General features: G+C 66.6%; 27 protein-coding genes and 1 tRNA gene. 18 read left to right on the top strand and 10 right to left on the bottom strand.

From position 1 onward, the window contains the following. The first annotated feature begins 1 nt into the window (after position 1). From ACFOOL_RS00520 to ACFOOL_RS00480, 9 genes are all read left to right on the top strand, one after another. Positions 2 to 781, top strand: coding sequence for a phosphodiesterase (locus tag ACFOOL_RS00520; RefSeq protein ID WP_380093908.1), 780 nt, complete (start codon positions 2 to 4; stop codon positions 779 to 781). An 18-nt stretch (positions 782 to 799) separates the two neighbouring features. Next, a complete protein-coding gene (locus ACFOOL_RS00515) occupies positions 800 to 1,582 on the top strand; it encodes an inositol monophosphatase family protein (RefSeq protein WP_380093906.1) in 783 nt (260 codons plus the stop codon). 208 nt (positions 1,583 to 1,790) lie between these two features. Then, complete coding sequence (locus ACFOOL_RS00510; RefSeq protein WP_380093905.1) at positions 1,791 to 2,438, top strand: TetR/AcrR family transcriptional regulator; 648 nt, start codon at positions 1,791 to 1,793, stop codon at positions 2,436 to 2,438. Between the two features lie 30 nt (positions 2,439 to 2,468). Next, positions 2,469 to 3,491 carry a ketol-acid reductoisomerase gene (ilvC, locus tag ACFOOL_RS00505; RefSeq protein WP_380093903.1) on the top strand — a complete coding sequence of 341 codons (1,023 nt, stop codon included), beginning with the start codon at positions 2,469 to 2,471 and terminating at the stop codon, positions 3,489 to 3,491. 534 nt (positions 3,492 to 4,025) lie between these two features. Next, positions 4,026 to 5,588: a 2-isopropylmalate synthase gene (locus ACFOOL_RS00500; protein WP_380093902.1), complete on the top strand. Its 1,563-nt coding sequence runs from the start codon at positions 4,026 to 4,028 to the stop codon at positions 5,586 to 5,588. A gap of 329 nt (positions 5,589 to 5,917) precedes the next feature. Next, positions 5,918 to 6,856, top strand: a complete 939-nt coding sequence (locus tag ACFOOL_RS00495) for an endonuclease/exonuclease/phosphatase family protein (RefSeq protein ID WP_380093900.1) — start codon at positions 5,918 to 5,920, stop codon at positions 6,854 to 6,856. 234 nt (positions 6,857 to 7,090) lie between these two features. Continuing rightward, positions 7,091 to 7,288, top strand: coding sequence for a hypothetical protein (locus tag ACFOOL_RS00490; RefSeq protein ID WP_380093898.1), 198 nt, complete (start codon positions 7,091 to 7,093; stop codon positions 7,286 to 7,288). A gap of 151 nt (positions 7,289 to 7,439) precedes the next feature. Then, positions 7,440 to 7,515, top strand: a tRNA-Lys gene (locus ACFOOL_RS00485). Positions 7,516 to 7,666: 151 nt separating this feature from the next. Continuing rightward, entirely contained in the window at positions 7,667 to 7,930 is a 264-nt protein-coding gene (locus tag ACFOOL_RS00480) for a hypothetical protein (protein WP_380093897.1), read from the top strand. A 49-nt stretch (positions 7,931 to 7,979) separates the two neighbouring features. Here the strand turns inward: ACFOOL_RS00480 and ACFOOL_RS00475 are convergent, their stop codons facing one another. After that, positions 7,980 to 8,222, bottom strand: coding sequence for a hypothetical protein (locus ACFOOL_RS00475; RefSeq protein WP_380093895.1), 243 nt, complete (start codon positions 8,220 to 8,222; stop codon positions 7,980 to 7,982). A 38-nt stretch (positions 8,223 to 8,260) separates the two neighbouring features. Continuing rightward, a complete protein-coding gene (locus tag ACFOOL_RS00470; protein WP_380093893.1) occupies positions 8,261 to 8,593 on the bottom strand; it encodes a DUF982 domain-containing protein in 333 nt (110 codons plus the stop codon). On the opposite strand from ACFOOL_RS00470, the gene ACFOOL_RS00465 reads away from it, so the two are divergent. Further along, the gene (locus ACFOOL_RS00465; protein ID WP_380093891.1) at positions 8,586 to 8,816 is read left to right on the top strand and encodes a hypothetical protein; all 231 of its coding nucleotides are present in this window, start codon (positions 8,586 to 8,588) and stop codon (positions 8,814 to 8,816) included. The genes ACFOOL_RS00470 and ACFOOL_RS00465 overlap by 8 nt on opposite strands. A 6-nt stretch (positions 8,817 to 8,822) precedes the next feature. On the opposite strand, the gene ACFOOL_RS00460 is transcribed toward ACFOOL_RS00465, so the two are convergent. Beyond that, on the bottom strand, positions 8,823 to 9,395 hold the full coding sequence (locus ACFOOL_RS00460) for an NADPH-dependent FMN reductase (protein WP_380093890.1): 573 nt from the start codon (positions 9,393 to 9,395) through the stop codon (positions 8,823 to 8,825). A 294-nt stretch (positions 9,396 to 9,689) separates the two neighbouring features. On the opposite strand from ACFOOL_RS00460, the gene ACFOOL_RS00455 reads away from it, so the two are divergent. The 3 genes from ACFOOL_RS00455 (at position 9,690) to ACFOOL_RS00445 (ending at position 13,372) form a co-directional block, all read left to right on the top strand. After that, positions 9,690 to 10,382, top strand: coding sequence for a YjbE family putative metal transport protein (locus tag ACFOOL_RS00455; RefSeq protein WP_380093888.1), 693 nt, complete (start codon positions 9,690 to 9,692; stop codon positions 10,380 to 10,382). A 492-nt stretch (positions 10,383 to 10,874) separates the two neighbouring features. Further along, positions 10,875 to 12,050, top strand: a complete 1,176-nt coding sequence (locus tag ACFOOL_RS00450) for a lipid II:glycine glycyltransferase FemX (protein WP_380093887.1) — start codon at positions 10,875 to 10,877, stop codon at positions 12,048 to 12,050. After that, on the top strand, positions 12,047 to 13,372 hold the full coding sequence (locus ACFOOL_RS00445) for a lipopolysaccharide biosynthesis protein (RefSeq protein WP_380093885.1): 1,326 nt from the start codon (positions 12,047 to 12,049) through the stop codon (positions 13,370 to 13,372). Before ACFOOL_RS00450 ends, ACFOOL_RS00445 begins: the two co-directional genes overlap by 4 nt. A 3-nt stretch (positions 13,373 to 13,375) precedes the next feature. Here the strand turns inward: ACFOOL_RS00445 and ACFOOL_RS00440 are convergent, their stop codons facing one another. From ACFOOL_RS00440 to ACFOOL_RS00430, 3 genes are all read right to left on the bottom strand, one after another. Next, positions 13,376 to 13,684 (bottom strand): type II toxin-antitoxin system RelE/ParE family toxin, encoded by a 309-nt coding sequence (locus ACFOOL_RS00440; protein WP_380093884.1) that lies wholly within the window; start codon positions 13,682 to 13,684, stop codon positions 13,376 to 13,378. After that, positions 13,684 to 13,953, bottom strand: a complete 270-nt coding sequence (locus tag ACFOOL_RS00435) for a type II toxin-antitoxin system ParD family antitoxin (protein ID WP_380093883.1) — start codon at positions 13,951 to 13,953, stop codon at positions 13,684 to 13,686. Before ACFOOL_RS00435 ends, ACFOOL_RS00440 begins: the two co-directional genes overlap by 1 nt. A 95-nt stretch (positions 13,954 to 14,048) precedes the next feature. Next, complete coding sequence (locus ACFOOL_RS00430) at positions 14,049 to 14,612, bottom strand: hypothetical protein (protein ID WP_380093881.1); 564 nt, start codon at positions 14,610 to 14,612, stop codon at positions 14,049 to 14,051. 152 nt (positions 14,613 to 14,764) lie between these two features. On the opposite strand from ACFOOL_RS00430, the gene acs reads away from it, so the two are divergent. The 4 genes from acs (at position 14,765) to ACFOOL_RS00410 (ending at position 20,206) form a co-directional block, all read left to right on the top strand. Beyond that, the gene (gene acs, locus ACFOOL_RS00425; protein WP_380093879.1) at positions 14,765 to 16,717 is read left to right on the top strand and encodes an acetate--CoA ligase; all 1,953 of its coding nucleotides are present in this window, start codon (positions 14,765 to 14,767) and stop codon (positions 16,715 to 16,717) included. 129 nt (positions 16,718 to 16,846) lie between these two features. Next, entirely contained in the window at positions 16,847 to 17,950 is a 1,104-nt protein-coding gene (locus tag ACFOOL_RS00420; protein WP_380093878.1) for a glycoside hydrolase family 3 N-terminal domain-containing protein, read from the top strand. A gap of 128 nt (positions 17,951 to 18,078) precedes the next feature. Continuing rightward, positions 18,079 to 18,879 carry a UDP-2,3-diacylglucosamine diphosphatase gene (locus ACFOOL_RS00415; protein ID WP_380093876.1) on the top strand — a complete coding sequence of 267 codons (801 nt, stop codon included), beginning with the start codon at positions 18,079 to 18,081 and terminating at the stop codon, positions 18,877 to 18,879. Between the two features lie 127 nt (positions 18,880 to 19,006). After that, positions 19,007 to 20,206 carry an MFS transporter gene (locus tag ACFOOL_RS00410; protein ID WP_380093874.1) on the top strand — a complete coding sequence of 400 codons (1,200 nt, stop codon included), beginning with the start codon at positions 19,007 to 19,009 and terminating at the stop codon, positions 20,204 to 20,206. A gap of 183 nt (positions 20,207 to 20,389) precedes the next feature. On the opposite strand, the gene ACFOOL_RS00405 is transcribed toward ACFOOL_RS00410, so the two are convergent. From ACFOOL_RS00405 to yajC, 4 genes are all read right to left on the bottom strand, one after another. Continuing rightward, positions 20,390 to 21,238 (bottom strand): phytoene/squalene synthase family protein, encoded by an 849-nt coding sequence (locus tag ACFOOL_RS00405; protein WP_380093872.1) that lies wholly within the window; start codon positions 21,236 to 21,238, stop codon positions 20,390 to 20,392. Further along, positions 21,235 to 21,630 carry an Mth938-like domain-containing protein gene (locus tag ACFOOL_RS00400; protein WP_380093870.1) on the bottom strand — a complete coding sequence of 132 codons (396 nt, stop codon included), beginning with the start codon at positions 21,628 to 21,630 and terminating at the stop codon, positions 21,235 to 21,237. Before ACFOOL_RS00400 ends, ACFOOL_RS00405 begins: the two co-directional genes overlap by 4 nt. Positions 21,631 to 21,728: 98 nt before the next feature. Next, positions 21,729 to 24,296, bottom strand: a complete 2,568-nt coding sequence (gene secD, locus ACFOOL_RS00395) for a protein translocase subunit SecD (protein ID WP_380093869.1) — start codon at positions 24,294 to 24,296, stop codon at positions 21,729 to 21,731. A gap of 63 nt (positions 24,297 to 24,359) precedes the next feature. Beyond that, a complete protein-coding gene (yajC, locus tag ACFOOL_RS00390) occupies positions 24,360 to 24,707 on the bottom strand; it encodes a preprotein translocase subunit YajC (protein WP_380093867.1) in 348 nt (115 codons plus the stop codon). A gap of 206 nt (positions 24,708 to 24,913) precedes the next feature. Here yajC and ACFOOL_RS00385 point away from each other — a divergent pair, with 206 nt between their 5' ends. Further along, the gene (locus ACFOOL_RS00385) at positions 24,914 to 25,780 is read left to right on the top strand and encodes an ATP-binding protein (protein WP_380093866.1); all 867 of its coding nucleotides are present in this window, start codon (positions 24,914 to 24,916) and stop codon (positions 25,778 to 25,780) included. Positions 25,781 to 26,378: the final 598 nt, after the last annotated feature.

The following is a 26,378-nucleotide window of genomic DNA, read 5'->3' as shown; positions in this document are numbered from 1 at the left end:
CATGTTCATCGCCCATATTTCCGATTTCCATGTCTTCGCCGATGCGCCCGAAACCTCGCTGGTGCGCCCTGACGCCGAAGCGGCGGCGCGCAAGGTGGTGGCCGACATCGTCGCCGCCAATCCGCCTTTCGACGCCGTCTGCTTCACCGGCGATCTCGTGGATGGCGGGTCGGAGGCCGACTATGCCCTGCTCAAGGACATATTGGCCCCCATAAAGGTGCCGATCTTTCTCGTTCCGGGCAATCACGACCGCCGTGACACGCTGCGCGCCGCGTTCCGCGAGCGGCTGGATTTCGCCGCCGGGACCACGCTCCACTACGAAGCCGCGATCGGCCATGTCCGCATCCTGGCGCTCGATACCCTGGTCGAGGGCCAGATCGCCGGGGCGCTCGACGCCGGCCAACTGGCCTGGCTCGAGGAACGGCTGGCAAAGGTCACGCAGGGGCCGACGCTCCTGCTCATGCACCATCCCGCCTTCCCCTCGGGCATTCGCGGGCTCGACGACATGGCGCTGATCGAGGGCCGGGAGGCGCTGGGACGGCTGGTAAAGGCCTATCCCGGCACGCTGCGCATCCTGACGGGCCATATCCACCGGCCCTTCCACGCGATCTGGAACGGCGCCTATTGCGCGGTGGGCGGCAGCCCCGCCTTCCAGCACCAGCTCGATCTCGACCCGACCGCGCCCGAACCCGGATCGGTCGCCGAGCCCTATGCCTATTTCATCCATCGGCTGGACGCTGCAGGCACGCTCACCGTCCACACCCGCTATCTCGCGCTTTGAACCATCGGATTTTTGAGCATGCAGGCAATTGTTGAAACCATCGCGCGCCAGGCGGGCGATCTGGCCATGGCGCATTTTGGCAGGCTGGCCAGTGTCGCGGTGGAATCCAAGGGTCACCTCGACCTGGTCACGGCCGCCGACAAGGAGGTCGAGGCCTTCGTGATCGGCGAATTGCGCAAGGCCTTCCCGGATGACGGGGTATTCGGCGAAGAGGGCGGCGCGGTCTCGAGCCGGTCGGGGCGGGTCTGGGTCATCGACCCCATCGACGGCACCTTCAATTTCGTTCGCGGCGGCGATCAATGGGCGGTGTCCATCGGTCTTTATGAAGGCGGCGCCCCGCGCTTCGGCGTGATCAACGCGCCGGCGCGCGCGCAACTGGTCGCCGGCGGGGAAGGCATTCCGGCCACCCTCAACGGGGAACCGCTGGCCGCCCGCCAGGGCATGGATCGCAGCAAGGCGTCGGCCGGCGTCGGCTTCCACCCCGTCATCCCGGTCGAGGACCGGCTCGAAATGCTCCGCTTCGTCCTGGAAGACGCCCGCATGGTCTTTCGCTGCTGCGGCTCGGCGACGATCTCGTTGCTGGAAATCGCCAGCGGCGAGGTGGATGGCTATATCGGCATGGGAGAGTCCACCTGGGACCTCATGGCGGCCTTGCCGATCCTGGCGCAGCTCGGCGTGCACAGCACCGTCGACTGGAGCGACATCTCGCTCGAGGCGAAGCTGAAATTCGCCTGCGGGACGCCCGATTTTCTCGAGCTCGTAGCTCCCGCCGTGCCGTTCGGCTCCGTCCTCTCGCGTTAGGCCGGACCGATATCCGGCCCGGATCGCCGCGGAGCCCCTTTTTCTCCCAGGGGAAGAGGGCGATAGCGCCGGTGCGCCCGAATTGAGGCGATCCTGCAACTTCCCGCCGCCGGCCCGAGGAGATTCCGCTTGCATGGAACCGTACCGTACGGTACGGCTCACGGGAGAGTGCCGGGCGGTCCGGCTTGTGGTTCCAAGAGGCGTTCGGGTGGCCCTGCCGATCAAGGTCAGCGAAGAGACGTTCACGCCCCGGCAGCAGGCGGTGCTGACGGCGGCGCTCGACCTGCTGGTGGAGAACGGCGACGGGCTGACCATGACCGCGGTGGCGCGCCGCGCCTCCTGTTCCAAGGAAACGCTCTATAAATGGTTCGGCGACCGCGACGGCCTGCTGACGGCGACGGTGCAATGGCAGGCGGCCAAGGTGCGCATGCCGTTCGTCGACCGCAGCCATCTCAACGTCAAGGCGCTGCGCATCAGCCTCGAGCAGTTCGCGCGCGACCTGCTCACCACCCTGATCGGGGAGGTGTCGATCACGCTCAACCGCACCGCCGTCACCCATGCGGCGCAGGAAAAGAGCGGGCTGGGCGATATCGTGCTGGAGAACGGGCTGCTGGCCGTCCGGCGGCGGCTGAAGCCGATCCTGGAGGCGGCGCGCGACGCGCGGCTGTTGCGCTTCTCCAATAGCGAGGAAGCCTATCGCACCTTTTTCGGGCTGGTCGTGCGCGACGTGCAGATCCGTCTGCTGCTGGGCGACAAGACCCTGACCCAATCCAATGTCGAGGCCAATATCGAAGCCGATGTGAAGACCGCGACCGACCAGTTCCTTGCCCTTTACGGGGCCAGGGCCAATACGTGACCCCAAACGCATAATCCAGGGAGAGCCCCAATGCGCGTCTATTACGATCGGGACGCCGATCTCAACATCATCAAGTCCAAGAAGGTCGCCATCATCGGCTATGGCTCGCAGGGCCATGCCCATGTGCTGAACCTGCGCGACAGCGGCGTCACCGATGTCGCCGTGGGCCTGCGCCCCGGTTCGCCCTCGGCCAAGAAGGCCGAAGGCGAAGGCCTCAAGGTGATGAGCGTGGGCGAGGCTTCGGCCTGGGCCGACGTCATCATGCTGCTGACGCCCGACGAATTGCAGGCCGATATCTACAAGGAGCATATCGAGCCCAATATCCGCGACGGCGCCGCGCTGGCCTTCGCCCACGGCCTCAACGTGCATTTCAACCTGATCGAGCCCAAGTCCACCGTCGACGTGATCATGATCGCGCCCAAGGGCCCGGGCCACACGGTGCGCGGCGAATATCAGCGCGGCGGCGGCGTGCCCTGCCTGATCGCGGTGCATCACGACGCCTCGGGCAACGCCCACGATATCGCGCTGGCCTATGCCTCGGGCGTGGGCGGGGGCCGCTCGGGCATCATCGAGACCAATTTCCGCGAGGAATGCGAGACCGATCTGTTCGGCGAGCAGGTGGTGCTGTGCGGGGGCCTGGTGGAGCTGATCCGCGCCGGCTTCGAGACGCTGGTGGAAGCCGGCTACGCGCCCGAAATGGCCTATTTCGAGTGCCTGCACGAAGTGAAGCTGATCGTCGACCTGATCTATCAGGGCGGCATCGCCAACATGAACTACTCGATCTCGAACACCGCCGAATGGGGCGAATATGTCTCGGGTCCGCGCATCATCAATTCGGACACCAAGGCCGAGATGAAGCGTGTGCTGCACGATATCCAGTCGGGCAAGTTCACCTCGGAGTGGATGCAGGAGATCAAGGCCGGCGGCGGCGCCCGCTTCAAGGCCACGCGGCGCCTGGCCGACGAGCATCCGATCGAGGAAGTGGGCGCCAAGCTGCGCGACATGATGCCCTGGATCAAGGCCGGCGCGCTGGTCGACAAGGCGAAGAACTAAGCGAATCCGCGTTCGCTGCGGGCGCGGTCGCGACAGTTTGCACCGGGTCATTCCCGCGCAAGCGGGAATCTCCGTTTCCTCTTCCTGCCGCCCCAACAGGGATTCCCGCGTTCGCGGGAATGACACCGTGGGCCGGGACGATGGCGGAGCCAGAACAATAAAAACGGGGGCGAGAGCTCCCGTTTTGCCGTTCCCGGCCGTGGCTTTTGCATTTTTCCGGGTTGGCCCTTGCATCCCCGCGGCGGCTGGCGCTATGGTCTTTGGGTCAGACAAGCGGATCAGAGCGTATCCCGATGCAGCGCCGTCGCGCCAGAGCCATTGCCATCGCACAGCAGCAGGTCCTCCGGACCCGGCTGGCGATTGCTGCCGCCCTGCTGCTGCTTCCCGCCCTGCTTCTCCTTCTTATCAGCCCCTGATCACCGGCAGCTCGGTTTCGCGAGCGGGTCGTCAGGGGAGTGCGCCATCAACCGAACAGTGAACATGTCCGGTCCGGCGAGGCGTCGCCTCGGGGCCGATAGGAACGAGAGCCAGGAAATGTCCGCAGCAGCCAGCGAGTCCAACAAGGATCGCGTCTTCATCTTCGACACCACATTGCGCGACGGCGAGCAGTCGCCCGGAGCCACCATGACGCTGGAGGAAAAGCTCCAGGTCGCCGAGGCGCTGGACGAGATGGGGGTCGACATCATCGAGGCGGGCTTCCCCATCGCCTCGGTGGGCGATTTCGAGGCGGTGGTCGCCGTCGCCAAGCAGGCCAAGAACGCCACGGTGGCGGGGCTGGCCCGCGCCATCACCGCCGATATCGACCGGGCCGGCGAAGCGGTGCGCCACGCCCGCAGGGGCCGCATCCACACCTTCGTTTCCACCTCGCCCATCCATCTGGCGCACCAGATGAAAAAGACCGAGGACGAGGTGATCGAGATCATCGCCCGCACCGTGGCGCAGGCGCGCAATCTCATCGACGACGTGGAATGGAGCGCCATGGACGCCACCCGCACGCCGATCGAATTCCTCAAACGGTGCGTGGAGACCGCCATCAAGGCCGGCGCCACCACCATCAACCTGCCCGACACGGTGGGCTATGCGGTGCCCGAAGAGCATTTCCGCATGTTCAGGGACATCATCGGCAGCGTGCCGGACGCCGACAAGGCGATCTTCTCGGTACATTGCCACGACGACCTGGGCATGGCGGTGGCCAATTCGCTGGCCGGCGTCGCCGCCGGGGCGCGGCAGATCGAATGCACCATCAACGGGCTGGGAGAACGCGCCGGCAATGCGGCGCTCGAGGAAGTGGTGATGGCGCTGCATACGCGCGGCGACGCCATGCCCTACTACACCGAAATCGAAACCACCCATCTCAGCCGCGCCAGCCGGATCGTGGCGGCGGCCTCGAATTTCCCGGTGCAGTACAACAAGGCCATCGTAGGCAAGAACGCCTTCGCCCATGAGAGCGGCATCCACCAGGACGGCATGCTCAAGAATGCCGAGACCTACGAGATCATGACCCCGGCCAGCGTCGGCATCAAGGAAACCACGCTGGTGATGGGCAAGCATTCGGGCCGCGCCGCCTTCAAGGACAAGCTCAGGGAACTGGGGTACGAACTGGGCGACAACGCCTTCCAGGAAGCCTTCGTGCGCTTCAAGGACCTGGCCGACCGCAAGAAGCACGTCTATGACGCCGATATCGTGGCGCTGGTGGACGACGAGGTGGGCTCGGCCGGCGACCGCATCCGGCTGGTCGACATGGAAGTGGTCAGCAAGACCGGCGGCATGCACCGGTGCGAGCTGACCGTCACCATAGACGGGGAGGAAAGCCGGGTGTCCTATGAGGGCACCGGCTCGGTCGACGCCATCTTCAACGCCATCAAGGCCGCCTCGGGCCAGAACCCGCATCTAGTGCTCTATGCCGTGGACGGCGTCACCGGCGGCACCGACGCGCAGGCCTCGGCCCATGTCCGGCTCGAAATGAACGGCCGCATCGCCTCGGGCAATGCCGCCGAACCCGACACGCTGGTGGCCTCGGCCCGCGCCTATCTCAACGCGCTCAACCGGGTGATGATCGAGCGCGGCGCATCGGCGCAGGGGGCGCTGGCGGGGTAGGGGGAAGCAAGACTTCGCTAGAGTCATTCACTGTCAAGCGGATCAGCGCCTTCTTGCTCCCCTCCCCCTTGAGGGGAGGGGTCGGGGGTGGGGGTCCCTCGGTGATCCGTCAGATCCACCCCCTCCCCAACCCTCCCCTCAAGGGGGAGGGAGCGCTGGTCGCCGATTCCGTCAAAACATGAAAGCCTCTAGGGAGCGCAGGTGCCCCCGCAAGCTGCGCAGCCCGGCGGATGGCGCCGGGGCGGCTGAACTCGTGAACCTCGCCGTGACTTGCATCCGGAAGCGGAAGCTGCTCTAGCCGCGCAGGCGGTGACGGAAGGAGCGGCGGCATGGACAGGGCGGAGTTGCGCGGCGGGGTGCTGGCGCTGGCGGGGGTGGTGCTGCTGGGGCTGCTGGTGGCGTCGGCGACGCCGGGCCTGCCGGGGGAATTGCTGGTGCAGTCGCTGCGGTTCCACCTGGTCGCCGCCGGCCTTGCGCTGGTCGCCGCCGCCATGATGCTGGGGGCGCGCTGGCGGGGGCTGGCGGTGCTGCTGCCGGTGCTGGCCGGGCTGGGGCACGGCGCGCTGCTGCTGCGCGAATTCCATGTCCACGAGCGCCCGGCGGGCGAGCCGGCGGCGCAATTGCGGCTGCTCAGCTTCAACGTGCTGAGCGGGAACCCGCGGGCGGCGGAACTGGTGGACGCCATCCTCGCCGATCCGCCCGATGTGGCGGTGATCATGGAGACACCGGGCATCAGGGCCCATCTGGGAAAGCTGGCGGAGGCGCTGCCCTATCGGGTGGGGTGCGCGGACAGCCGGACCTGCGACATCTCCCTGCATTCGCGCTTTCCCATCGAGGACGGGCAGATCCGCACCATGCCGCCCTTCGGCAATGAGCGGCTGGTCGTGGGGCGGGTGCGGGTGGACGGACAGTCGGTGACCATTGCCGGCATCCATCTGTCCAAGCCCTATTTCGACCAGGCCTCCTGGATCGAGCTGGCGCATCTGGGGCAGGTGCTGGAGGGCGTGGAGGGGCCGCTGGTGCTGGCGGGAGACTTCAACTCGGCGCCGTGGACGGAGCCGATGGCGCGCCTTGCCGGACGGCTGGAACTCGCCACAGGACCCTGGCCGCCGGCGACCTGGCCGGTGCGGCTCGGGCCGCTGGGCGTGCCGATCGACAATGTGTTCACCAGCGGCGCGGCGCGGCTGCTGGCGCTCGAATCGGGCGACAGCCACGGCTCCAACCATCGGCCGCTGCGGGCCGTCATCGGTCTTTACGGGGAGCGGTGAGGTCCGGGGCGCGAACGGCCCTCGGGCGATCCCCCGGAGTTTTTCACAGCGCGAAAAGGACTTGCATCGCCGCAAGCGCCCGGCATCGGGCGGTTTGGGGACGGGAACGGTTTCCATCGGATTTGCATCAAATGCCACCGGTGCCGGCAAGGAGCGGGGAACTATGCAGGCGCACCCTTTCCAGGCGCCGAACACCGGCGATTCCACCGTTCAACCATGTCGAGGAGACTGCGAGTGCTACCAACCTATGTGCTGGCGCGCGACCACCTGCAACGAGCCGCCATCATCCTGCAGGGCACGGACCAACGGTCGCGGCAACTACGCTCCATCATCGAACGCACGATCGGGCTCATGGACGAATATCGCCCCGAGCCGGCCACCCGGGCCGCCAATGTGCTGGAACTCAACGAATACCGGCATCGGCGGGGCTGACACCGCGCGGCCCGGCCAGAAGGCCGGGCGCCCGCGGGCCATGCCGCCGCCGCAAGGTTTTGTCGCCACAAAGTTTCGCCGGGTGCTGGACAGCGCCGAACCGCTTTGATAGAGAGACGCCACTTTGGTGCCGGCGCGTTCCACGAACCCCGGGTGCATAGCTCAGATGGTAGAGCAGCTGACTCTTAATCAGCGGGTCCAAGGTTCGAGTCCTTGTGCACCCACCAAAGCATCCCCTTGTTTTCGTTAAGACCTTCCCGTCCGTCACGCCGGCGGAAACGGTGTGCGGCTGAACGCAGGCTGAATGCCGGCATCATCACCGCTTCAGTCGCGGCGGTCCAACCTCTCCACAGGATCAGTTCTGGAGAGGAGATCGAAATGACCGGAAAAACCATCGCAACGCTCGCCATCGGAGCCCTCATCGCCCTCGGCGCCACCACGCAGGCGCAGGCCTACAAGCTGCATTACTGGCAGGACGGCACCATAAGCTGGATGTGCAATGACGGCATCACCGTGGGCGTCATGGACGATGGCAGCATGCCGCCCGAGGAGGTGGTGATCGCGGCCTGCGCCGCATATGGCGGCATGGCCACCACGGGCAAGACCCTCGAGGCGGCCAGAACCGCGGCGCCGAGATTGTGAAACCGCCCGATTTCGGGATGGCGAGGGACAGCCCCGAGGCTGTCCTTTCCTATGCCGCCCGTTCGAGCGGGAAGTTTTCGGCGTTGTAGAGATTGAGGATCTGGGTGCCGTCGAAACGCTCTTCCTTCACCTCGAGATAGGCGCCACGGAGCAGGACGGCCGGCATGTCCTCGACGGCGAAGCGGACCGCCTCGGCGGCGGATTTGAAGCGCCTGTAGCCGATGCGGCGAGTGGCCTTGGCGTTCTTGCCCGGAAAAAGCTCGGCGGGCGCGGTATAATCGATACGGTTCATGTTCGTTCCTTTTCTTGTTGGGCCAGGGGCCGGGACGGCTAGGCGGAGGGCTGCGCGGGCGGCGCGACAGGCCGGTTGATCAAGGCCAGCGCCTTGCCGGCCGTGGCGGGACGCATTTTCCAGCCCCGGTCGAGGACGCCGGCACGCTCGGCGGCGGCAATGAGATAGTTACGGGCCGATTCGGCGGATACCAGATTGTCGAGCGCGCTCCGGCACATCGCCTTGGCGCGCCGGTATTCGGCGGTTCTCGGGCCCGTCCAGAAGCGGTCGAGATATTCGAGCGCCTCCCAGGCGCTGCGTGCCTGATAGTTTCCGGTCCGGTTCTGCTGCAGGCGAAGAAAGACCGGACGCATGAATGGCTTGTTGCCCATCACGTTCCCCAAACATTCTTCAAAACGGAATTGCGGTCAATGCCGCAAGGCTCATATGGTGATGCTTGCTCAGTATTTCAAGGGGTCGATTTTCTTTTTGAATGCCGGGTATTCGGCGCGATTGTGGAAGTCGTCGGCAAGAAAAAACCGGCCCCGCAAGCCGGAGCCGGAGGGGCCGGAACAGGGCACCACGCCATTGCCCGGTTTTGGCCGGGCAATTTAACCGTGCTCAGGCGTCGCGGGGCAGCACCTGCAAGACGCGGGCGATGAAGATCCTGAATTCCATCATGTAGTTGCGCAGGAATTCCTCGGTCGAGGCGACGGTGACCTCGCCATCAGGCATGATCAGGTCCGGGGTGAAGTGGATATAGGCCTCGGGGGCGTTCATCTGCGGGGAATCGCAGAAGCTGAGGACGCTGCGCAGGCTCTGCTGCGCCACCGCGGTGCCGATGGCGCCGATGGAGGCCCCGATCACCGCCGAGGGTTTTCGCGAGAAGGAGTTCTTGCCCCAGGGCCGGCTGGCCCAGTCGATGGCGTTCTTGAGCCCGCCGGGAATGGAGCGGTTGTATTCAGGCGTCACGAACAGGATCGCGTCCACCGAAGCGATGGCGTCCTTGAGGGCGCGGGCTTCGGGGGGATAGTCGGCGTCGTAGTCATAGCTGTAGAGCGGCAGGTCGCGGAACGGGATTTCCGACAGCTCCAGTTCGGGCGGCGCCAGGCGCACCAGCGCGGCCGCGAGCTTGCGGTTGATCGATTCCCTGGCAAGGCTGCCGACGAAATAGCCTACTGTGTGCTTGGTCATGAATGCCTCCTGACGCTTTTCCAACCGCTCGGCCCGGCTCCCGGCACCGGCTTGCGGGTCCGGGAAACACGACCGCGGATCAAGCTGAACCGCAGGGCGGGCATGTGGTTCCGGATCGGGAGGCTTTTTTGGAGGGCGGGGGCGCCAAGCTGTCGCCAAGCTGTCAGGGGCGGCAGAAAAAGGCCGGGATACCGGTGTTTTTCGCCGATAAGGCCATTTGACCCTTGCAGGAGCGAATGTCGCGCAGTAGCAGCTTGACTGCGCCCCGCCACGCGCCTTTCCCAAGGACCCATCATGTTCGGCTTCGATCCCAGCTTCCTCAGCTCGCTCCTGCAAGTCATCCTGATCGACCTCGTGCTCGCCGGAGACAATGCGGTGGTAATCGGGCTGGCGGCGGCGGGGCTGGAGCCGGATCTGCGGCGCAGGGCCATCCTGATCGGCATTCTCGCCGCGACGCTGCTGCGCATCGCCTTCGCGCTGATCACCACCGAGCTGCTGTCGCTGGGCGGGGGGCTGCTCATCGCCGGCGGCGTCTTGCTGCTGTGGGTGTGCTGGAAGATGTATCGCGAGCTGGCCGTCTCGGAGGAGGCGGAGCTGGAAGCGACCGAGGTGCTGAGCGACGCCGACGTGAACGGCGACGGGGTCATCGCCGCCAAGGCGCCGCGCAAGACGCTGCGGCAGGCCGTCACCCAGATCATCATCGCCGACGTCTCCATGTCGCTGGACAACGTGCTGGCGGTGGCCGGCGCGGCGCAGCATCATGTGGAGGCGCTGATCTTCGGGCTGGCGCTGTCGGTGGTGCTGATGGGCGTGGCGGCGACCTTCATCGCCCGCGTGCTGCACCGCTTCCGCTGGATCGCCTGGATCGGCCTGCTGGTCATCCTCTACGTAGCCATCCGCATGACGCTGGAAGGGGTGGGCGCCTTCGTCGGCATTCCGGATATCCCGCTGCTCTACACCTCGCACACGGCGCCGGCCGCCGCCTAGAGGCTTTCACTGTCAAGTGGATCAGCGCTTTCTTGCTCCCCTCCCCCTTGAGGGGAGGGGTCGGGGGTGGGGGTCCTTCGGTGCTCCGCCAAACCCACCCCCTCCCCAACCCTCCCCTCAAGGGGGAGGGAGCGCTGGTCGCCGATTCCGTCAAAACATGAAAGCCTCTAGGTTGGGGAGCGGGTGGATTTGTGAGCCATCGAAGAGGCCCCCACCCTGGCCCAGCCATTCGAGCATAGCTCTCATGGCCTTCTCACCTTCAATCGCTCCACCGGAGCGATTGACCCTACGGGGCAGTTCGAAGCCCTCAAGGGGGAGGGGAGCGAAGGCAACTATTCCGCCTGACAGTGAAAGGCTCGAGATTGCGCCGTTCGCCGAGAGGCTTTGGTAACCACGGGCCAAGGTTTGGGGCAGGGGCGGCCGCCCGATAGGAAATTGCTCACGAGATGGGGCTAGCCTCCGGCCGACTCATATGAAGCCGGGAGTGTCCCCATGTACGCCTTTGCAGGCCTCGCTCCAGAAGCCGCCGTTCGACCCGATCAGCGCGACGGGGCGGGCGCCGTGCCGAAGCTGAGGGCGCGGGCGCTCGCCGGAGCGGAGTGGGACGCGGCGGTCGCGGATTTCGACACGATCTGCCAGGAGCAGCTCCATGCCTTCGCCAAAGGGCGCTGGCCCGGGGTGAGCCTCGAGCCGCGCCTGTTCGAGCACCATGGCCGCGTCGTCGGGGGCGCGCTGATGATGGTGCAGAAGCTGCCGCTGGGGCTGGCCCGGATCGCCATCTGCAAATGGGGGCCGATGCTGGCCGATATGGAGGGGGAGGACGCCGCCGCCCTTTATGCGGGCATGGTGGAGGCGCTGATTGCCGAATATGCGGACGCGCGCGGCATGATGCTGTCCATCCTGCCCCATGCGGCGCCCGGAGCCATCAATGAAGACTATCTGGCGCTGCGGCGGCGCGGCTTCCGGCGCGGCTCGATGCTGGCCTATCCCGACCGCTATCTGGTCGATCTGCGCCTCGGCGACGCCGAACAGCGCCGCAGCTTCCAGCAGGGCTGGCGCCGCCAGCTCAACAAGGCGGAGAAGGCGGGCCTGAGGTTCGAGCATGCCGGGGCGGAGCGGCTGGGCGATTTCCAGGCGCTTTACGAGGCGATGACCGACCGCAAGCAGTTTCCCGACTATTCGGCCTATGAGACGCTGGACGAACTGATGGCGCTGGCGCCAGCGCTGCGGCCCGAATTGTTCTTCGTCCACCATGACGGCGAGCCGGTAGCAGGAGCGCTGATCTTCAAGGCGGGCGGGCGGGCGGTCTATCTCTACGGCGCCACCAACGACCGGGCGCTGGGCCTGCGGGCCGGCTATTTCCTCCATTGGCACATCATCCGCTGGCTGCGCGACCATACGCGGGCGCGCTGGTACGATCTGGGCGGCACCGACGGCTTCCGGGGCCTGCACCAGTTCAAGAAGGGCATGGTGGGCTCGGCGGGCGTCATCCGCCCGGTGCCGCCGGTGGTCAATTACGCCTCGCGCCCGCTGGCCTATCTGCTGGGGGCGGGGGCCTTCGCGGCCCGCGATGCCCTGTTGCGGGCGAAGGCGCGGCTCGACCGGTTCAATCCCGGCAAGGCCCGGCCCGACCAGAAGCCGCACGTGCCGGAAGATTACCTGCGATGAGCCTCGCCCGCCGGCTCGCCTCCCAGTCCACCATCATCTTCGGCGGACGCCTGTTCGGCGCGGGCATCGTGTTCCTGGTGCAGGCCTTCATCGCCCGGGTCTGGGGCGCGGCGATCCTGGGCGACTATCTCATCGTCATCGCGGCGGTGAACCTGATCGCCGTGGTCATGCCGCTGGGCTTCCAGACCATCGGCACCTATTTCGCCGCCGAATACGGCGCGCGCCGGGACCGCCGCCAGCTCGTCGCCTTCCTGATCCGCTCCTACGGGCATGTGACGGCCTGTTTCGCGCTGCTGCTGCTGGCCGGCCCGCCGCTGCTCTCCTGGGCCGGGCAGGGCGACGGCGTGGTGGGGGCGCATTTCGTGCCGGTGGCGCTGCTGGCCCTGGCCACCGCCGTGGTCTATGTCAACGGCGCGGTGCTGGTGGGGCTGCGGCGGCCCTTTGCCGGGTTCTTCGCCGACGGCATCTTCCGCCCCATGGCGGTGATGGGCGCCTTCCTCGCCTGCGCGGCGGTGTTCGAGGCGCCGCCGGACGGTTTCAGCGCGATGCTCTGGGCCATCGCCCTGGCCTATGTGGCGATTTCGACGGTACATTTCGGGGTGGTGGCGGCGACGCTGGCGCGCGTGGGCAGCGACGCGGCGGCGCGGCCCGCGGAAGCCCCGCGCTGGTGGCGTTTCGCCGCGCCCTGGGTGCTGATCGCGCTGGCGACGGACTTCTTCTTCGATATCGACCTGCTGCTGCTCAGCCATCTACTGAGCCGGGAGGAACTCGCCATTTTCGGCGTCTGCACCCGCATCTTCTCGCTGGTCTCGTTCGGCGTCGCCGCCGTCTATGCGGTGACGCTGCCGGACATGTTCGAAAGCGAGGCCAATGCCGACCGCGCCGCGTTCCACCGCAAGGTGGGGGAGGCCAATATGGTGGCGAGCCTGACGGCGCTGGCGCTGTTCGGCGCCGTCATCCTCGGCGCCCCCCTGGCGCTGAACCTGTTCGGCCCCGGCTTTGCCGCCGGCACGGTGCCGCTGGCCATATTGTGCCTAGCGCTGGTGGTGCGCTCGGTGATGGGGCCGGCCTCGATGGTGCTGTCCATCCACGACCGGCCCTGGGCCAGCCTGCCGGCGGTGCTGCTGGGCATGGGAACGCTGGTGCTGGGCAATCTCGTGCTGGTGCCGCCCCTGCAACTGGTGGGCGCGGCCCTGGCCGCCATCACCGCCATCACCGTGTGGTCGGTGGGACTGTGGCTGATCGCGCTGCGCACGGCGCGGATCGACGTGTCGATCCTGCAATGGTTCCGCGCGCGGGCGGCGGTGGCGGCGGCGGAATAGGTTCTAGTCGCCCAGCAGCGCGGCATAGTCGCGCCCGCCATAGAACACATTGACGATCTCGACGCCGCCTTGGGCAATGCGAAAGGCGATGACCGCCGAGCGCTCGAAGGGAGCGAGGCGAATGCCGGGACCCAGATCGGGCCTCGGCGCATAGCCCTCCGGCACATCGCCGATCTTCTCGCATTGCTTCCGGATACGCCCGATATAGCTCAGAACGACGGTTTCATGCGCCTCCTGCCCGACGAGATAGGCGGCAATCTCCTCGAGATCGGCGATCGCCTCCTCCCGGAAACGGACCGGCAGGCTGCGCATCAGCCGCTGCGCGAGAGGCGTTCGGCATGGGCCTTCACGCGGGCAAAGGCTTCTTCGAGGGGAACGGCCGGACGCGGGTCGTCCAGGGAACGCTTTATGCGGGCCCGAACCGCCGCAAGGCGCTCGGCGTGCTCTTCCTCGTCGCGCATCCAGACCCGCACGGCCTCGCGCAGCACTTCGCTGGTCGAGGCATATCGCCCCGCTTCCACCTGGCGCCGGATGAGGGCGAGCATTTCAGCGGGCAGGGTGATGGTGAGTTTTTCCGACATCCTTGGCGCTCCTTGCCGGAAAGTAGGAACAAATCCGGCGCCCCGCAAGCCGGGCTGGCGGGCGTGACGCTCAGGAGGCGGGCCGAACTCCCCGCTCAGGCCCCCACCAGGCTTTTCAGCCTGGTCTTCAGCCGGCCCATGCGGCCGACATAGCCGTGGTCGTAGGCGACGTCGGGGCGGGTGTAGAATTTTTCGATGAGCAGGTAGTCCTGGCCGAAAATATGCTGTTCGAGCAGGCAGATCTCCCGGTAGCCGTAGCGCTTGAGCAGCATGCGGGCGACCTCGTTTTCGGGGCGCACGAAGGTATAGGCCTTGTGGAAGCGGGTATTGTCCCAGTGCTCGTCGAAGGCGCGCATGCCGAACATGCCCAGCCGCGTCTGGCGGTGCGAGGGGAAGACCCAGCTCCAGTAGCGGAAGATGGCACCGCATTCGGGGCCCGAAACCATGGCTCCCCCGGGAACGCCATCGGCGCACATGATCATGATGTGCCAGGGATCGATGGCCAGCAGGTTGCGCAGGAAGACCTTGTTCAGCCGCATCGATTCATGCGCCTTGAAGCGGTCGCTGTAATGGGGAGAGGTGGCGATGACGTCCATCAGCTCGCGATGGATGAGATCGATATCCGCAGGGGTCGCGGCACGTATGGTCATCTGGGCCATGTTGCAGCTCCTCGAGGCGGCGCTCCGGCACCGCGGCAGGACGCACGATAACGCGGCGGCGGTTAACGTCCGGTGGCTTGCGGCCGCCGGGGCTTGCCGCCGTGGGTGCGCCTGATTAGAACGGGTCCACAAAAGACCAAGGGAGGAAGCCGATGAGCGACCAGCTCATATTCCAGCCGAGCGCGGAAACGATCGCACGTACCCATATCACCGCCGAGCAATATGCCGGGCTCTATGAGCGCTCGGTGCGCGATCCGGACGGATTCTGGGCCGAGCAGGCACAGCGGCTCGACTGGGTGACCTTCCCCAGGACCATCAAGAACACCACGTTCCAATATCCCGACGTGTCGATCAAATGGTTCGAGGACGGCGTGCTCAACGTCGCGGCCAATTGCATCGACCGGCATCTGGCCGAGCGCGGCGACGACATCGCCATCATCTGGGAGCCGGACAATCCCGAGGACGCGGCCGAATACATCTCCTACCGCACGCTGCACGAAAAGGTGTGCCGCTGCGCCAATGTGCTGAAATCGCTGGGCGTCAAGAAGGGCGACCGCGTCACCATCTATCTGCCGATGATCCCGCAGGCGGCCTATGCCATGCTGGCCTGCGCCCGCATCGGGGCGGTCCATTCGGTGGTGTTCGGCGGCTTTTCGCCCGACGCGCTGGCCGGCCGCATCAACGATTGCGATTCGGCCGTGGTGATCACCGCCGACGAGGGCCGCCGGGGCGGCAAGACGGTGCCGCTCAAGGCCAATGTGGACAAGGCGCTGGAAGACTGCCCGGGCGTGCAGAAGGTGCTGGTGGTGCATAATACCGGCGCCGACGTGCCGATGAAGGGCACGCGCGACATCTGGTGGCACGAAGCGGCCGCCGGGGTCGAGCCGTTCAACGATCCCGAGCCGATGAATGCGGAAGACCCGCTCTTCGTCCTCTACACCTCCGGCTCGACCGGCAAGCCCAAGGGCGTGCTGCACACCACCGGCGGCTATCTGGTCTATACCGCGCTGACCCACGAACAGACCTTCGACTACCGGCGCGGCGACGTTTATTGGTGCACCGCCGACGTGGGCTGGGTGACCGGGCACAGCTATATCGTCTATGGGCCGCTGGCCAATGGCGCCACCACGGTGATGTTCGAGGGCATTCCCTCCTGGCCCGATGCCAGCCGCTTCTGGCAGGTGGTGGAGCGGCACAAGGTCAACATCTTCCACACCGCGCCGACCGCCATCCGCGCGCTGATGGGCGCCGGCCCCGAATTCGTCGAGAAATACGAGATGCCGAGCCTGCGGCTGCTGGGCACGGTGGGCGAGCCGATCAACCCGGAAGCCTGGCTGTGGTATCACGACAAGGTGGGCAAGGGGCGCTGCGAGGTGATCGACACCTGGTGGCAGACCGAAACCGGCGGGCACATGATCGCGCCGCTGCCCGGGGCCATCCCGACCAAGCCGGGCTCGGCGACGCGGCCGTTCTTCGGCGTGCAGCCCGAAGTGCTGTCGCATGAGGGCGAATTGCAGACCGACACGGTGGCCGAGGGCGTCCTCGTCATCAAGGATAGCTGGCCGGCCCAGGCGCGGACGCTGTGGGGCGATCACGGCCGCTTCGTCTCCACCTATTTCGAGACCTACAAGGGCTATTACTTCAGCGGCGACGGCTGCCGCCGCGACGAGGACGGCTATTACTGGATCACCGGGCGCGTCGACGACGTGCTCAACGTCTCTGGGCACCGCCTCGGCACCGCCGAGATCGAGAGCGCGCTGGTGGCGCATCCGAAAGTGTCGGAGGCGGCGGTGGTGGGCTTTCCGCACGACCTCAAGGGGCAGGGCATCTATTGCTATGTCACGCTGATGGCCGGGGAGGACTATGACGAGGCGCTGCGCGGGGAGCTGCGCAACTGGGTCCGCAAGGAAATCGGCCCCATCGCCTCGCCCGACTTCATCCAGTGGGCCCCGGGCCTGCCCAAGACCCGCTCGGGCAAGATCATGCGCCGCATCCTGCGCAAGGTGGCCGAGAACGACTATGGCGCGCTGGGCGACACCTCCACCCTCGCCGATCCCTCGGTGGTGGAAGACCTCATCGCCAACCGGATGAACAAGCCGGGATAGGAATGCCCCCGCGGCCTCGGAGTTGATCCGGGCGCCGCGTTTGGGGATGGCGGCAGGGCACGGAATCATTGTCTCGCCGGAATTTGGCGGTCATGGTGGCCGCCCGATTCTCCGGCAAGGACCAGGTATTTGCTGCGCGCCCTTTTCGTCTCCGCCGCCTTTTGCGCCCTTTTTGGCGCTTCGGCGCTGCCCGCCACCGCCGCCACGCTGGAGGAGATGGCGGGGCAGATGATCGTGGTGGGGTTCGAGGGCGAGGACGCCGACGCTCCCGGCGCGGTGGCGGTGGCCGAGGAACTGGCCGCCGGACGGCTGGGCGGGGTGATGTTCCTCAAGAAGAACGTCGCGAGCCTCGCGGCCGTGCGGCGGATGAATGCCGGGTTCCGCGAGGCCGCGCCCGGCCTGCCGCCCTTCATCACCCTCGACCAGGAGGGCGGGGCGGTGGAGCGGCTGACGCGCGACGTGGGCTTCACCGAAATCCCCAATGCGGCGACAGTGGCGGCGCGCAATACGCCGGAGCGGGCCGAGGCCATCTATGCACGCATGGCGGCGGGCATCGCCGAACAGGGGTTCACCGTGAATTTCGGGCCGGTGGCCGACCTCAACATCAATCCCGACAACCAGATCATCGCCCGCTACGGCCGCGCCTTCGCCGCCGATCCGGAAACCGTCATCGCCTATGACCGGGCCTTCATCGCGGCGCATCGCGCGGCGGGGCTGGCGACGGCGCTCAAGCATTTCCCCGGCCACGGCTCCTCCACCGCCGACAGCCATGAAGGGTTCGTCGACATCACCAGAAGCTGGGCGCCGGAGGAACTGGAGCCCTATCGGGTGCTGATCGGGGAGGGGATGGCGGACATGGTGATGGTGGGGCATCTCTACCACGCCGATTATGCCAGCGGGGACGGGGAAACCCCCGCCTCGCTGTCGGAACGCTGGATCGGGGGCGTGTTGCGCGGGGAGCTGGGCTTCGATGGCGTGGTGGTCAGCGACGATCTGGAAATGGCCGCCATCCGCGATCATTTCACCCTGGAAGAAACCGTGACGCGGGCGGTGCGGGCCGGAATGGACGTGCTGCTGTTCTCCAACACCGCCGACTACCGGCCGGAGCTGTCGCGGGAAGTGCTCGCCATCCTGCTGGCGGAAGCGGCGGACGATCCGGCGTTCGCGGCGCGGATCGAACAGAGCCATGGGCGCATCGCGGCGTTGAAGGCGCGGCTGGAACAGGGCCGGTGACTTTGCGGGAGCGTTGAATTTGCCGGGAACGAGCATCGCGGCCGGTTTCCCCCGCTTTCTCGGGGGTGCGGTTTTCACCGTCATCGGGGCGGGATAATGTGCCGGCATGAAGCAGGAACCGAGGGCTGATGGCCGAAAACCATGAAAAACGGCGCGTAAGGGCGCTGTTCCTGTCGGATGTCCACCTGGGCATGAAGCCGATCCGAATCGGCCAGCTCATCGCATTCCTGCGGGTTCACGATGCCGAGACCATCTATCTGGTGGGCGACATCGTCGATGGATGGCGGCTGGCCAAGGCGTGGCGCTGGCCGGCCGAATACAATGTGCTGGTGCAGATCCTGCTCGACAAGGCGGCGGCAGGCACGCGCATCGTCTATCTGCCGGGCAATCACGACGAGTTCCTGCGCGAATATCTGGGCACCTATTTCGGCGAGATCGAGCTGGTCGACCGCACCATCCACGCCTCGGCCTCGGGCAAGACCTATCTGGTCATCCATGGCGACCAGTTCGACGTGGTGGTGATGAACGCCAAATGGCTCGCCCATGTGGGCGACTGGGCCTATAACGCGGCACTGCGCGTCAATATCGCCATCAACTGGACGCGGCGGCGGCTGGGCCTGCAATACTGGTCGCTGAGCGCCTGGGCCAAGCAGAAGGTCAAGAACGCGGTTTCCGTCATTGGGCGCTTCGAGGAAGCCCTGGTGCACGAGGCGCGCGAAAGCGGCGTCGACGGCGTCATCTGCGGCCATATCCATTTCGCCGACATCCACGACCGGCTGGGCATCGAATATATCAATACCGGCGACTGGGTGGAGAGCTGCACGGCGATCGCGGAGAATTTCGACGGCCATTTCGAATTGATCAAATGGACGGAGATGGTGACCGGGGAGCCCCGCCGGACCAAGGCCAGGCGCGCCGCCGAGCCATAGAGGCGCCGGCCGCAAAGGCGGCGGCGCAAGGCCGGCGCCGGGCGCGGGCAGATGGCCCTTGCGTCGCCTGCGCTTCCGGGGCACCTAAGGGCCAGCGGCGCCGTTCGCGCCCGGGAGTCCCTTTTCGATGCCGGCGGTATTCTCGCGTCTGGACACGCCCGAGCTGCGGGTGAGCCTCTACCAGTTCACCGTCTACCTCCCCGGGGGCGTGGCCTCGGTGTTCCTGGGCATCTGGCTGAGCGACCATGGCATTCCCGCCGACCAGATCGGCATCATCAACGCCCTGCCGACGCTGGGCCTGCTGCTGCTCAACATGGTGGTGGGGCGCGTGGCCGACCGGGCCGACGACTGGCGCACGGCGCTGATCGTGCTGTCGCTGCTGTCGGCGCTGGCCCCGCTGCCGCTGTATTTCGTGTCGGAATTCTGGGGCATCCTGCTGGTCTGGGCGCTGTGCGCCACCAGCAACGGGCTGGTGGCTCCGGTGATCGACGCGGCGACCGTGCGCATGACCAGGCGCAACGGCACCGATTTCGGCACGGTGCGGGCCTGGGCGACGGTGGGCTATGTCGTCGGCGCCGGCGGGCTGGGACTGTTTCTCAACACGCTCGGCTCGGCCGCCTTCGTCAGCCTCTATGTGGCCATGGTGGTGGGGCGGGCGGGGCTTGCCTTCCTGCTGCCGCGCTTCCGCGCCCCGGCGCCGCAGGTGACCCTGGCCGAGGCCATGCCGGAGGCCGCCGCGCCGCCCAGCCGGCTGCGCGACGCGCTCAAGCTGTGGTTCGTGCTGCCGATCCTGGCCTTCGCGCTGGTCAATTCCAGCAATTCGGTCATCGGCAGCTTCGGCGCGCTGCTTTGGCACGAGAACGGCATTCCGAGCTATTACCTGGGGCCGCTGCTGGGCTTTGCCGCGGTGGGCGAGGTGATCCTCATGTTCGCCTGGCGCCGGTTCGGCGGACGGGTGACGGCGCGCAACATGATCCTGGCCGCGGCGATCGCCGGGCTGGTGCGCTTCACCGTCATGGCCTTCAATCCGCCGGTGGAAGTGCTGTTCCTCACCCAGTCGCTGCACGCCTTCAGCTTCGGCATGGGCTATTTCGGCGTGGTGCATTTCATCGCCAACTGGACCAACGAGGCCAATGCGGCCGAGGCCCAGGGTTTCGCCAACATGCTCAATATGGCCATGGCCATGCTCGCCCTGGTCGGCTTTGGCGTGCTGATGGAATATTTCGGCGCCTACGCCTTCCTCTCCTCCTCGCTGACCTCGCTGCTGGCCATCTTCTGCGTGCTGCTGTCCCTGCGGCTGAAACCGCCCAGGGAGGCGGCGATATAGAGGCTTTCATGTTTTGACGGAATCGGCGACCAGCGCTCCCTCCCCTTGAGGGGAGGGTTGGGGAGCGGGTGGATCTGACAGATCACCGAAGGACCCCCACCCCCGACCCCTCCCCTCAAGGGGGAGGGGAGCAAGAAGGCAACGATTCCGCCTGACGATGAAAGGCTCCAGGAGGCGGCGGTATTATCTGTTCCGCCAGGTCCACCAGGCGAGGCGGGTGATCTTGCGCCAGTCGGGATCGCCGGGCGGCGGGGCGAAGGGGGAGCCGGTCTTTTGCCGCCAATCGGCAAGCTGGCGCTCGAGCACGGCGATGGCGGCGAAGGCCGGGCGGAGCCCGGAGGGCAGGGCGGCGATGGCCGTGCGGGCCTTGTCCAGATGCTCCCCCGCCAGTTCGGCGATCTGGCCGAGCGCGGCATGGAGCCCCTCGCTGTCCCGGCCGGTGAACAGCTCGCTTTCCCGCACGCCGTTGGCTTCGAGGATGGACCAGGGCAGCATGATGCGTCCCTGGGACGAAACGTGGCCGAGGGCGCGCAGATGGCCGATCATCGCCTGCGCCACGCCCAGATGGCCGGCGGCATCGCCCGGCTCGACCGGCTCGCCATGGTTGAGGATCATGGCCGAGAGCTGGAACAGGGTGGAAGCGGTTTCCCCGGCATAGCCCTCGAAAGTGGGCAGGTCCGGCATGGGGTCGTCGTAAAGATCGAAGCGCCGCGCGCCGAGCAGGCGCTGCAGCGTGCCCGCCGGCAAGCCGTGGCGCTCGATGGCGTCCAGCAGCGCGGCGGCGACCGGGTTCTGCCGCACCTCGCCATGGCCGTCCCCCGCCAGGGCGTCGTTCCACCATTGCAGGCGGATCTCGCCCGGCTGCGGCCCCGAGACGCGCTCGCGAATGGCCGCGACCTCGGCATTGAAGGCCAGCAGGGCGGATATGGCCGGACGATGGGCGGCGGGCAGCACCAGCGTCGCCAGATAGCGGTCGCGGTCGAGCTCGCGCAGGGTGCGGGCGGCGAAGTCGGTATCGTCCTGCCCCGTCATCGCGCCTTCTCGACGGCGATGAGGGCGGCGGCGACGGCGCGGTCTTCGGCCAGCAGGACGTTATAGGTGCGGATGGCGCCGCCGGTCTGGGTGGGCTCGACGATGACCCGGCGCGCGCGGAAGGCGGCGCGGATGGCCGGGTCGATGGCGACGATATCGGGCCCGAGGCCGATCAGCAGCACGTCGAGCTCGTCGGCGCATTCGAGCGCCGGCCGCAGGCTCTCCAGCGTCAGCGCGGACGCGTCGGCCACCTCCCAGCCATGCATCCCCGTGGGCAGGCAGAGCAGCGAGCCCTTGTGCGACATGTCGGCGAAGCGGAAGCCGCCATTGCCATAGGCGTCGATGCCGACGCGATGGGGGAAATGGCCGGAGGCGATGATCTGATCAGCCACGATGTCGTTCCCGCGAATGCGGGAACCCCTGTTTGCTGCGGCGGTCCCGGACACCGCCATTCCCGCTCCGGGGGAATGACGGTGATGCCGCAAAGGCCCTAAACCGAGGCTCCGTCGGCGGAGCGTTTCTTCTTGGCGTCCTCGGCGGCGGCGACTTCCTCGTCGGATTTCTGCTTGAGGCCGAAATTGATGAGGATGGGGCCGTTGATGATCACCGAGGAATACATGCCCACCAGCGAGCCGAAGGTCATGGCGATGGTGAAGCTGCGCAGCACCTCGCCGCCGAACAGCACCAGCGGCACCAGTGCCAGCAGCAGGGTGAACTGGGTGAGCGAGGTTCGTACGATGGTCTGGTTGATCGACAGGTCGATCAATTCGGGCAGCGGCATCTTGCGATGTTTTCGCAAATTCTCGCGGATACGGTCCGAGACCACCACGGTTTCGTTGAGCGACAGGCCGACCAGGGTCAGCACCGCCGCGATGGAACTGAGGTTGAACTCCAGCCCCGATATCGAGAACAGCCCGATGGTCATGATCAGGTCGTGCGAGGTGGTGGTGACCGCCGCCATGGCGAACTGCCACTCGAAGCGGAACCAGATATAGATGAGGATACAGATCAGCGCGATGATCACCGCGATGGTGCCGGTCCAGGCGAGCTCGCCCGAGACGGTGCCGCTGACGGCCTCGGTTCGTCGGATCTCGTAGTGATCGGTGGCCAGCGCGTCGCGCACCTTGGCCACCGCCACCTGGTCGGCATCCTGGCCGCCCTCCTGCGCCTGCACCCGCACCAGGACGTCCTGGGGCGTACCGAAGCCCTGCACCTGCACTTCGCCCAGTTCGAGATCGCCGAGCAGCTCGCGCACCCGCCCCACATCGGCGGGGCCGTCGACCCGCTGCACCTCGATGGCGGTGCCGCCCACGAAGTCGATGCCCAGGTTGAAGCCCTTGAAATAGGCCGTGCCGATCGACACCACGGTCATGACCACCGACAGCGCGATGACATAGCGCGAGATCTTCATGAAGGGGATTTTGGTGCCGTCCGGGATGAAGCGGAAATGCTGGATCTTCAGCCGCTTGGGACGGACGCGCTTGTACCACAGATTCACCTGGTAGGAGGTGACGGTATAGGAGGTGAACAGCGAGGTGAGGATGCCCAGGCCCAGCGTGACGGCAAAGCCCTGGATGGGGCCGGAGCCCATGAAATAGAGCACCACGGCCGCGACGAGCTGGGTCAGGTGCGAGTCGATGATGGTGCCCCAGGCGCGCTGGAAGCCGGCATTGATGGCCTGCAAGGGCGTTCGCCCGTCCCGCTGCTCCTCGCGCATTCGCTCGTAGATCAGCACGTTGGCGTCCACCGCCATGCCGATGGTGAGCACGATGCCGGCGATGCCGGGCAGGGTCAGCGTCGCGCCCAGTGCCGAGAGCGCGGCGAAGATGAGGATGATGTTGAGCACCAGCGAGACATTGGCGAAGACGCCCCACACGCCATAGGCCAGCACCATGAAGCCGACCACCAGCACCGAGGCGACCACGCCCGCGGTGAGGCCGGCGCGGATGGAGTCGGCGCCCAGGCTGGCGTCCACCGTGCGCTCCTCGATGACGTTGAGGCTGGCCGGCAGCGCGCCGGCGCGCAGCAGCACGGCCAGGTCGTTGGCCGAAGCGGTGGTGAAGCTGCCGCTGATCTGGCCCGAGCCGCCGGTGATCGGCTGCTGGATGACCGGGGCGGTGATGACCTGGTTGTCGAGCACGATGGCGAAGCGCTGGCCGACATTGGCCGAGGTGATCTCGCCGAAGGTGATGGCGCCGCGCGTGTCGAACTTGAAGCTGACGACGGGGATGCCGCGCTGGGGATCGTAGGCGGGCTGCGCATCGACCAGCGATTCCCCGCCCAGCGCCACGTCCTCGTAGAGCAGTTCGCGCGCGCCGTCCTGGCTGGGCAGGATCATGGTTCCGGCGGGCAGGCCCTGGGCCTCGGCCTGGTCGGCCGTCATGCCCGGATAGACCATGTGGAAGGTGAGGCGCGCGGTCTGCGAGATGATGTTCTTGAGGCGGGTGGAATCGCCGAAGCCCGGCACCTGCACCAGCACGCGGGTATCGCCCTGGCGCTGGATGGAGGGCTCGGTGGTGCCCAATTCGTCGATGCGGCTGCGGATGACCTCGATGGACTGGCCGACCAGCGAGCTCATGCGCTGGGTAATGCCGCCGGGGGTGAGCCCGATGGTGAGGCGCCCGTCGGGGGTTTCCCCGAAGACCAGTTCGTCGATGCCGGCGCCGGCGGAGAACAGCGTGTCGCTGAGCGTATTCTGCAGGGCCTGGAGAGCGGTGCGCGCCTGTTCCTTCTGGGACGGGTCGGTCAGCTCGATCTGGATGGCGTTGGCGGCCTCGTCGGTGGTGATGATGTTGCCGATGCCGTTCTGGTTGGCCAGAATGTTGCGCGCGTCGCGGCGGATGTCGCTGAGGCGCTGCGAGATGATGCCGGAGCGGTCGACCTCAAGCAGCAGGTGCGAGCCGCCCTGCAGGTCGAGACCGAGGACCAGGCCGGGCTGCGGCAGCCATCCGGGCAGCGCTTCCTGCACGTTCCTGGGCAGGAAATTGGGCGCGGCCAGCAGGATGCCCGCGATGGCAACGAGAAGGATGATGGCTACGCGGAACGGCGACTGGTTCATGAAACGGCGTCCTGGAAACTGGAAGCCGGAGCCCGTTCAGGCCCCGGCCGGATATTTTCGGCCTCAGGCCGGCTTGTTGTCGTTGACCGGCTCGGACTTGGTGCGGACATCCGCCACCATGCCGCGCACCACCTTGACCTTGATGCCCTGGGCGATCTCGACCTCGAGATCCTCGCCTTCGGCCGCCTTGGTCACCTTGCCCACGATGCCGCCGGTGGTGACGACGGTGTCGCCGCGGCGAATGGCGGACAGCATGGCCTGCTGGGCCTTGAGGCGCTTCTGCTGGGGGCGGAAGATCAGCAGCCAGAAGATCAGCACCAGAAGCGCGATCGGCATCAGCTGGATGAAAACGTCAGCCATGCCTCCCGGCGCCCCAACCGCATCCTGTGCATAGGCGGGCGTTACAAACATCAAGCGAACTCCTTATCGTTTCTTTTTCGCGCGATTTGAAGGATGGGGGGCGGCCCGGCGCCGACATCGACTGCGCGCTGGACGCTATCGGGCTGTCGTGCACTTGCGCCCCGGCCAAAATCGCGCGGACTATACATTTGGGCATTCCCGATTGCAAAGCGAAAGGGAAGCCCGGGATTGCCGCGCATGACACAAGGACGAGAGTGGTGAAGACCAAGGACTATCTGGGCCGGATCGCCCAGGCGCTGGAGAGCATCGCCCGGACGCTGGAGAGCGGGCCGGCCGACGCGCCCGGCTTCGAGCCGGGCGTGGAGAACGCCTATTACTGGCAGGGCGAGACCGGGACGCTGCTGCCCGTCGCCAAGGTCAGCCGGGTGCCGCTCGCCATGCTCAAGGGCATCGACCGGGTCCGCGACATCCTGCTGCGCAATACCGAGCAGTTCGCCCGCGGCCACGGCGCCAACAACGCGCTGCTCTGGGGCGCGCGGGGCATGGGCAAGTCGTCGCTGGTCAAGGCCATCCACGCCGATATCGAATCGCGGCAGGGATTCGGGCGGCTGGTGCTGATCGAGATCGCGCGCGAGGACCTCGAGACGCTGCCCCGGCTGATGCGGCTCATCGCCGGGCAGACGGCGCGCTTCATCGTCTTTTGCGACGATCTCAGCTTCGATGGCGGCGAGACCAGCTACAAGTCGCTCAAGACCATATTGGATGGAGGCCTCGAGGGGCGGCCGGACAATGTGCTGTTCTACGCCACCTCCAACCGCCGCCACCTGATGCCGCGCGACATGATCGAGAACGAGCGCTCGACGGCGATCAATCCCAGCGAGGCGGTGGAGGAAAAGGTGTCGCTGTCCGACCGCTTCGGGCTGTGGCTGGGCTTTCACAATTCCGACCAGGACGATTACCTGGCCATGGTCTCGGCCTATGCCGATTATTACCGGCTCGACATCGACGCCGAGACCCTGCGCGCCCGGGCCATCGAATGGGCCGCCACCCGCGGCGCCCGTTCGGGCCGCGTGGCCATCCAACTGGTGCGGACGCTGGCCGGGGAAGAGGGCAAGGCGGTTTAGGGCCGGCGCAGCGGTTTCGCCCTTTTGTCGTCATTGCCGGGCTGGTCCCGGCAATCGCGCTTCCTGCATCGCATGGACCACCGGAACAAGTCCGGTGGTGACGATGGGGGAGATATGGGGTGGTGACGATGGGGGGAGATATGGGGTGGTGACGATGGGGGGAGATATGGGGTGATGACGATTGAGGGATATCTAGAGGCTTTCATGTTTTGACGGAATCGGCGACCAGCGCTCCCTCCCCCTTGAGGGGAGGGTTGGGGAGGGGGTGGGTTTGGCGGAGCACCGAAGGACCCCCACCCCCGACCCCTCCCCTCAAGGGGGAGGGGAGCAAGAAAGCGCTGATCCGCTTGACAGTGAAAGGCTCTAGGGGGCGGCGCGGGGCGGGTTCTTGCGTCCCGGCTTGGGGAACTTACCCTTCCTTCGTCATTGCCGGGCTGGTCGTGTTCCCCTCCCCCTTGAGGGGGAGTGTTCATTTCGGACTGCTGGCACAATTTATCCTCCACACCGGGCTTCCCTCGGGCTTGACCCGAGGGCCTCTGTCCACGTGCAAGAAACTCGGGTTTCGGGGCGCCCAGGCCGGCCCTCGGGTCACGCCCGA

It is taken from the genome of Devosia honganensis, assembly GCF_042648785.1.
GTDB lineage: Bacteria > Pseudomonadota > Alphaproteobacteria > Rhizobiales > Devosiaceae > Devosia > Devosia honganensis.
Note: the sequence above shows the minus strand (reverse complement) of the source record. Positions and strands in the feature narration are given on the sequence as shown.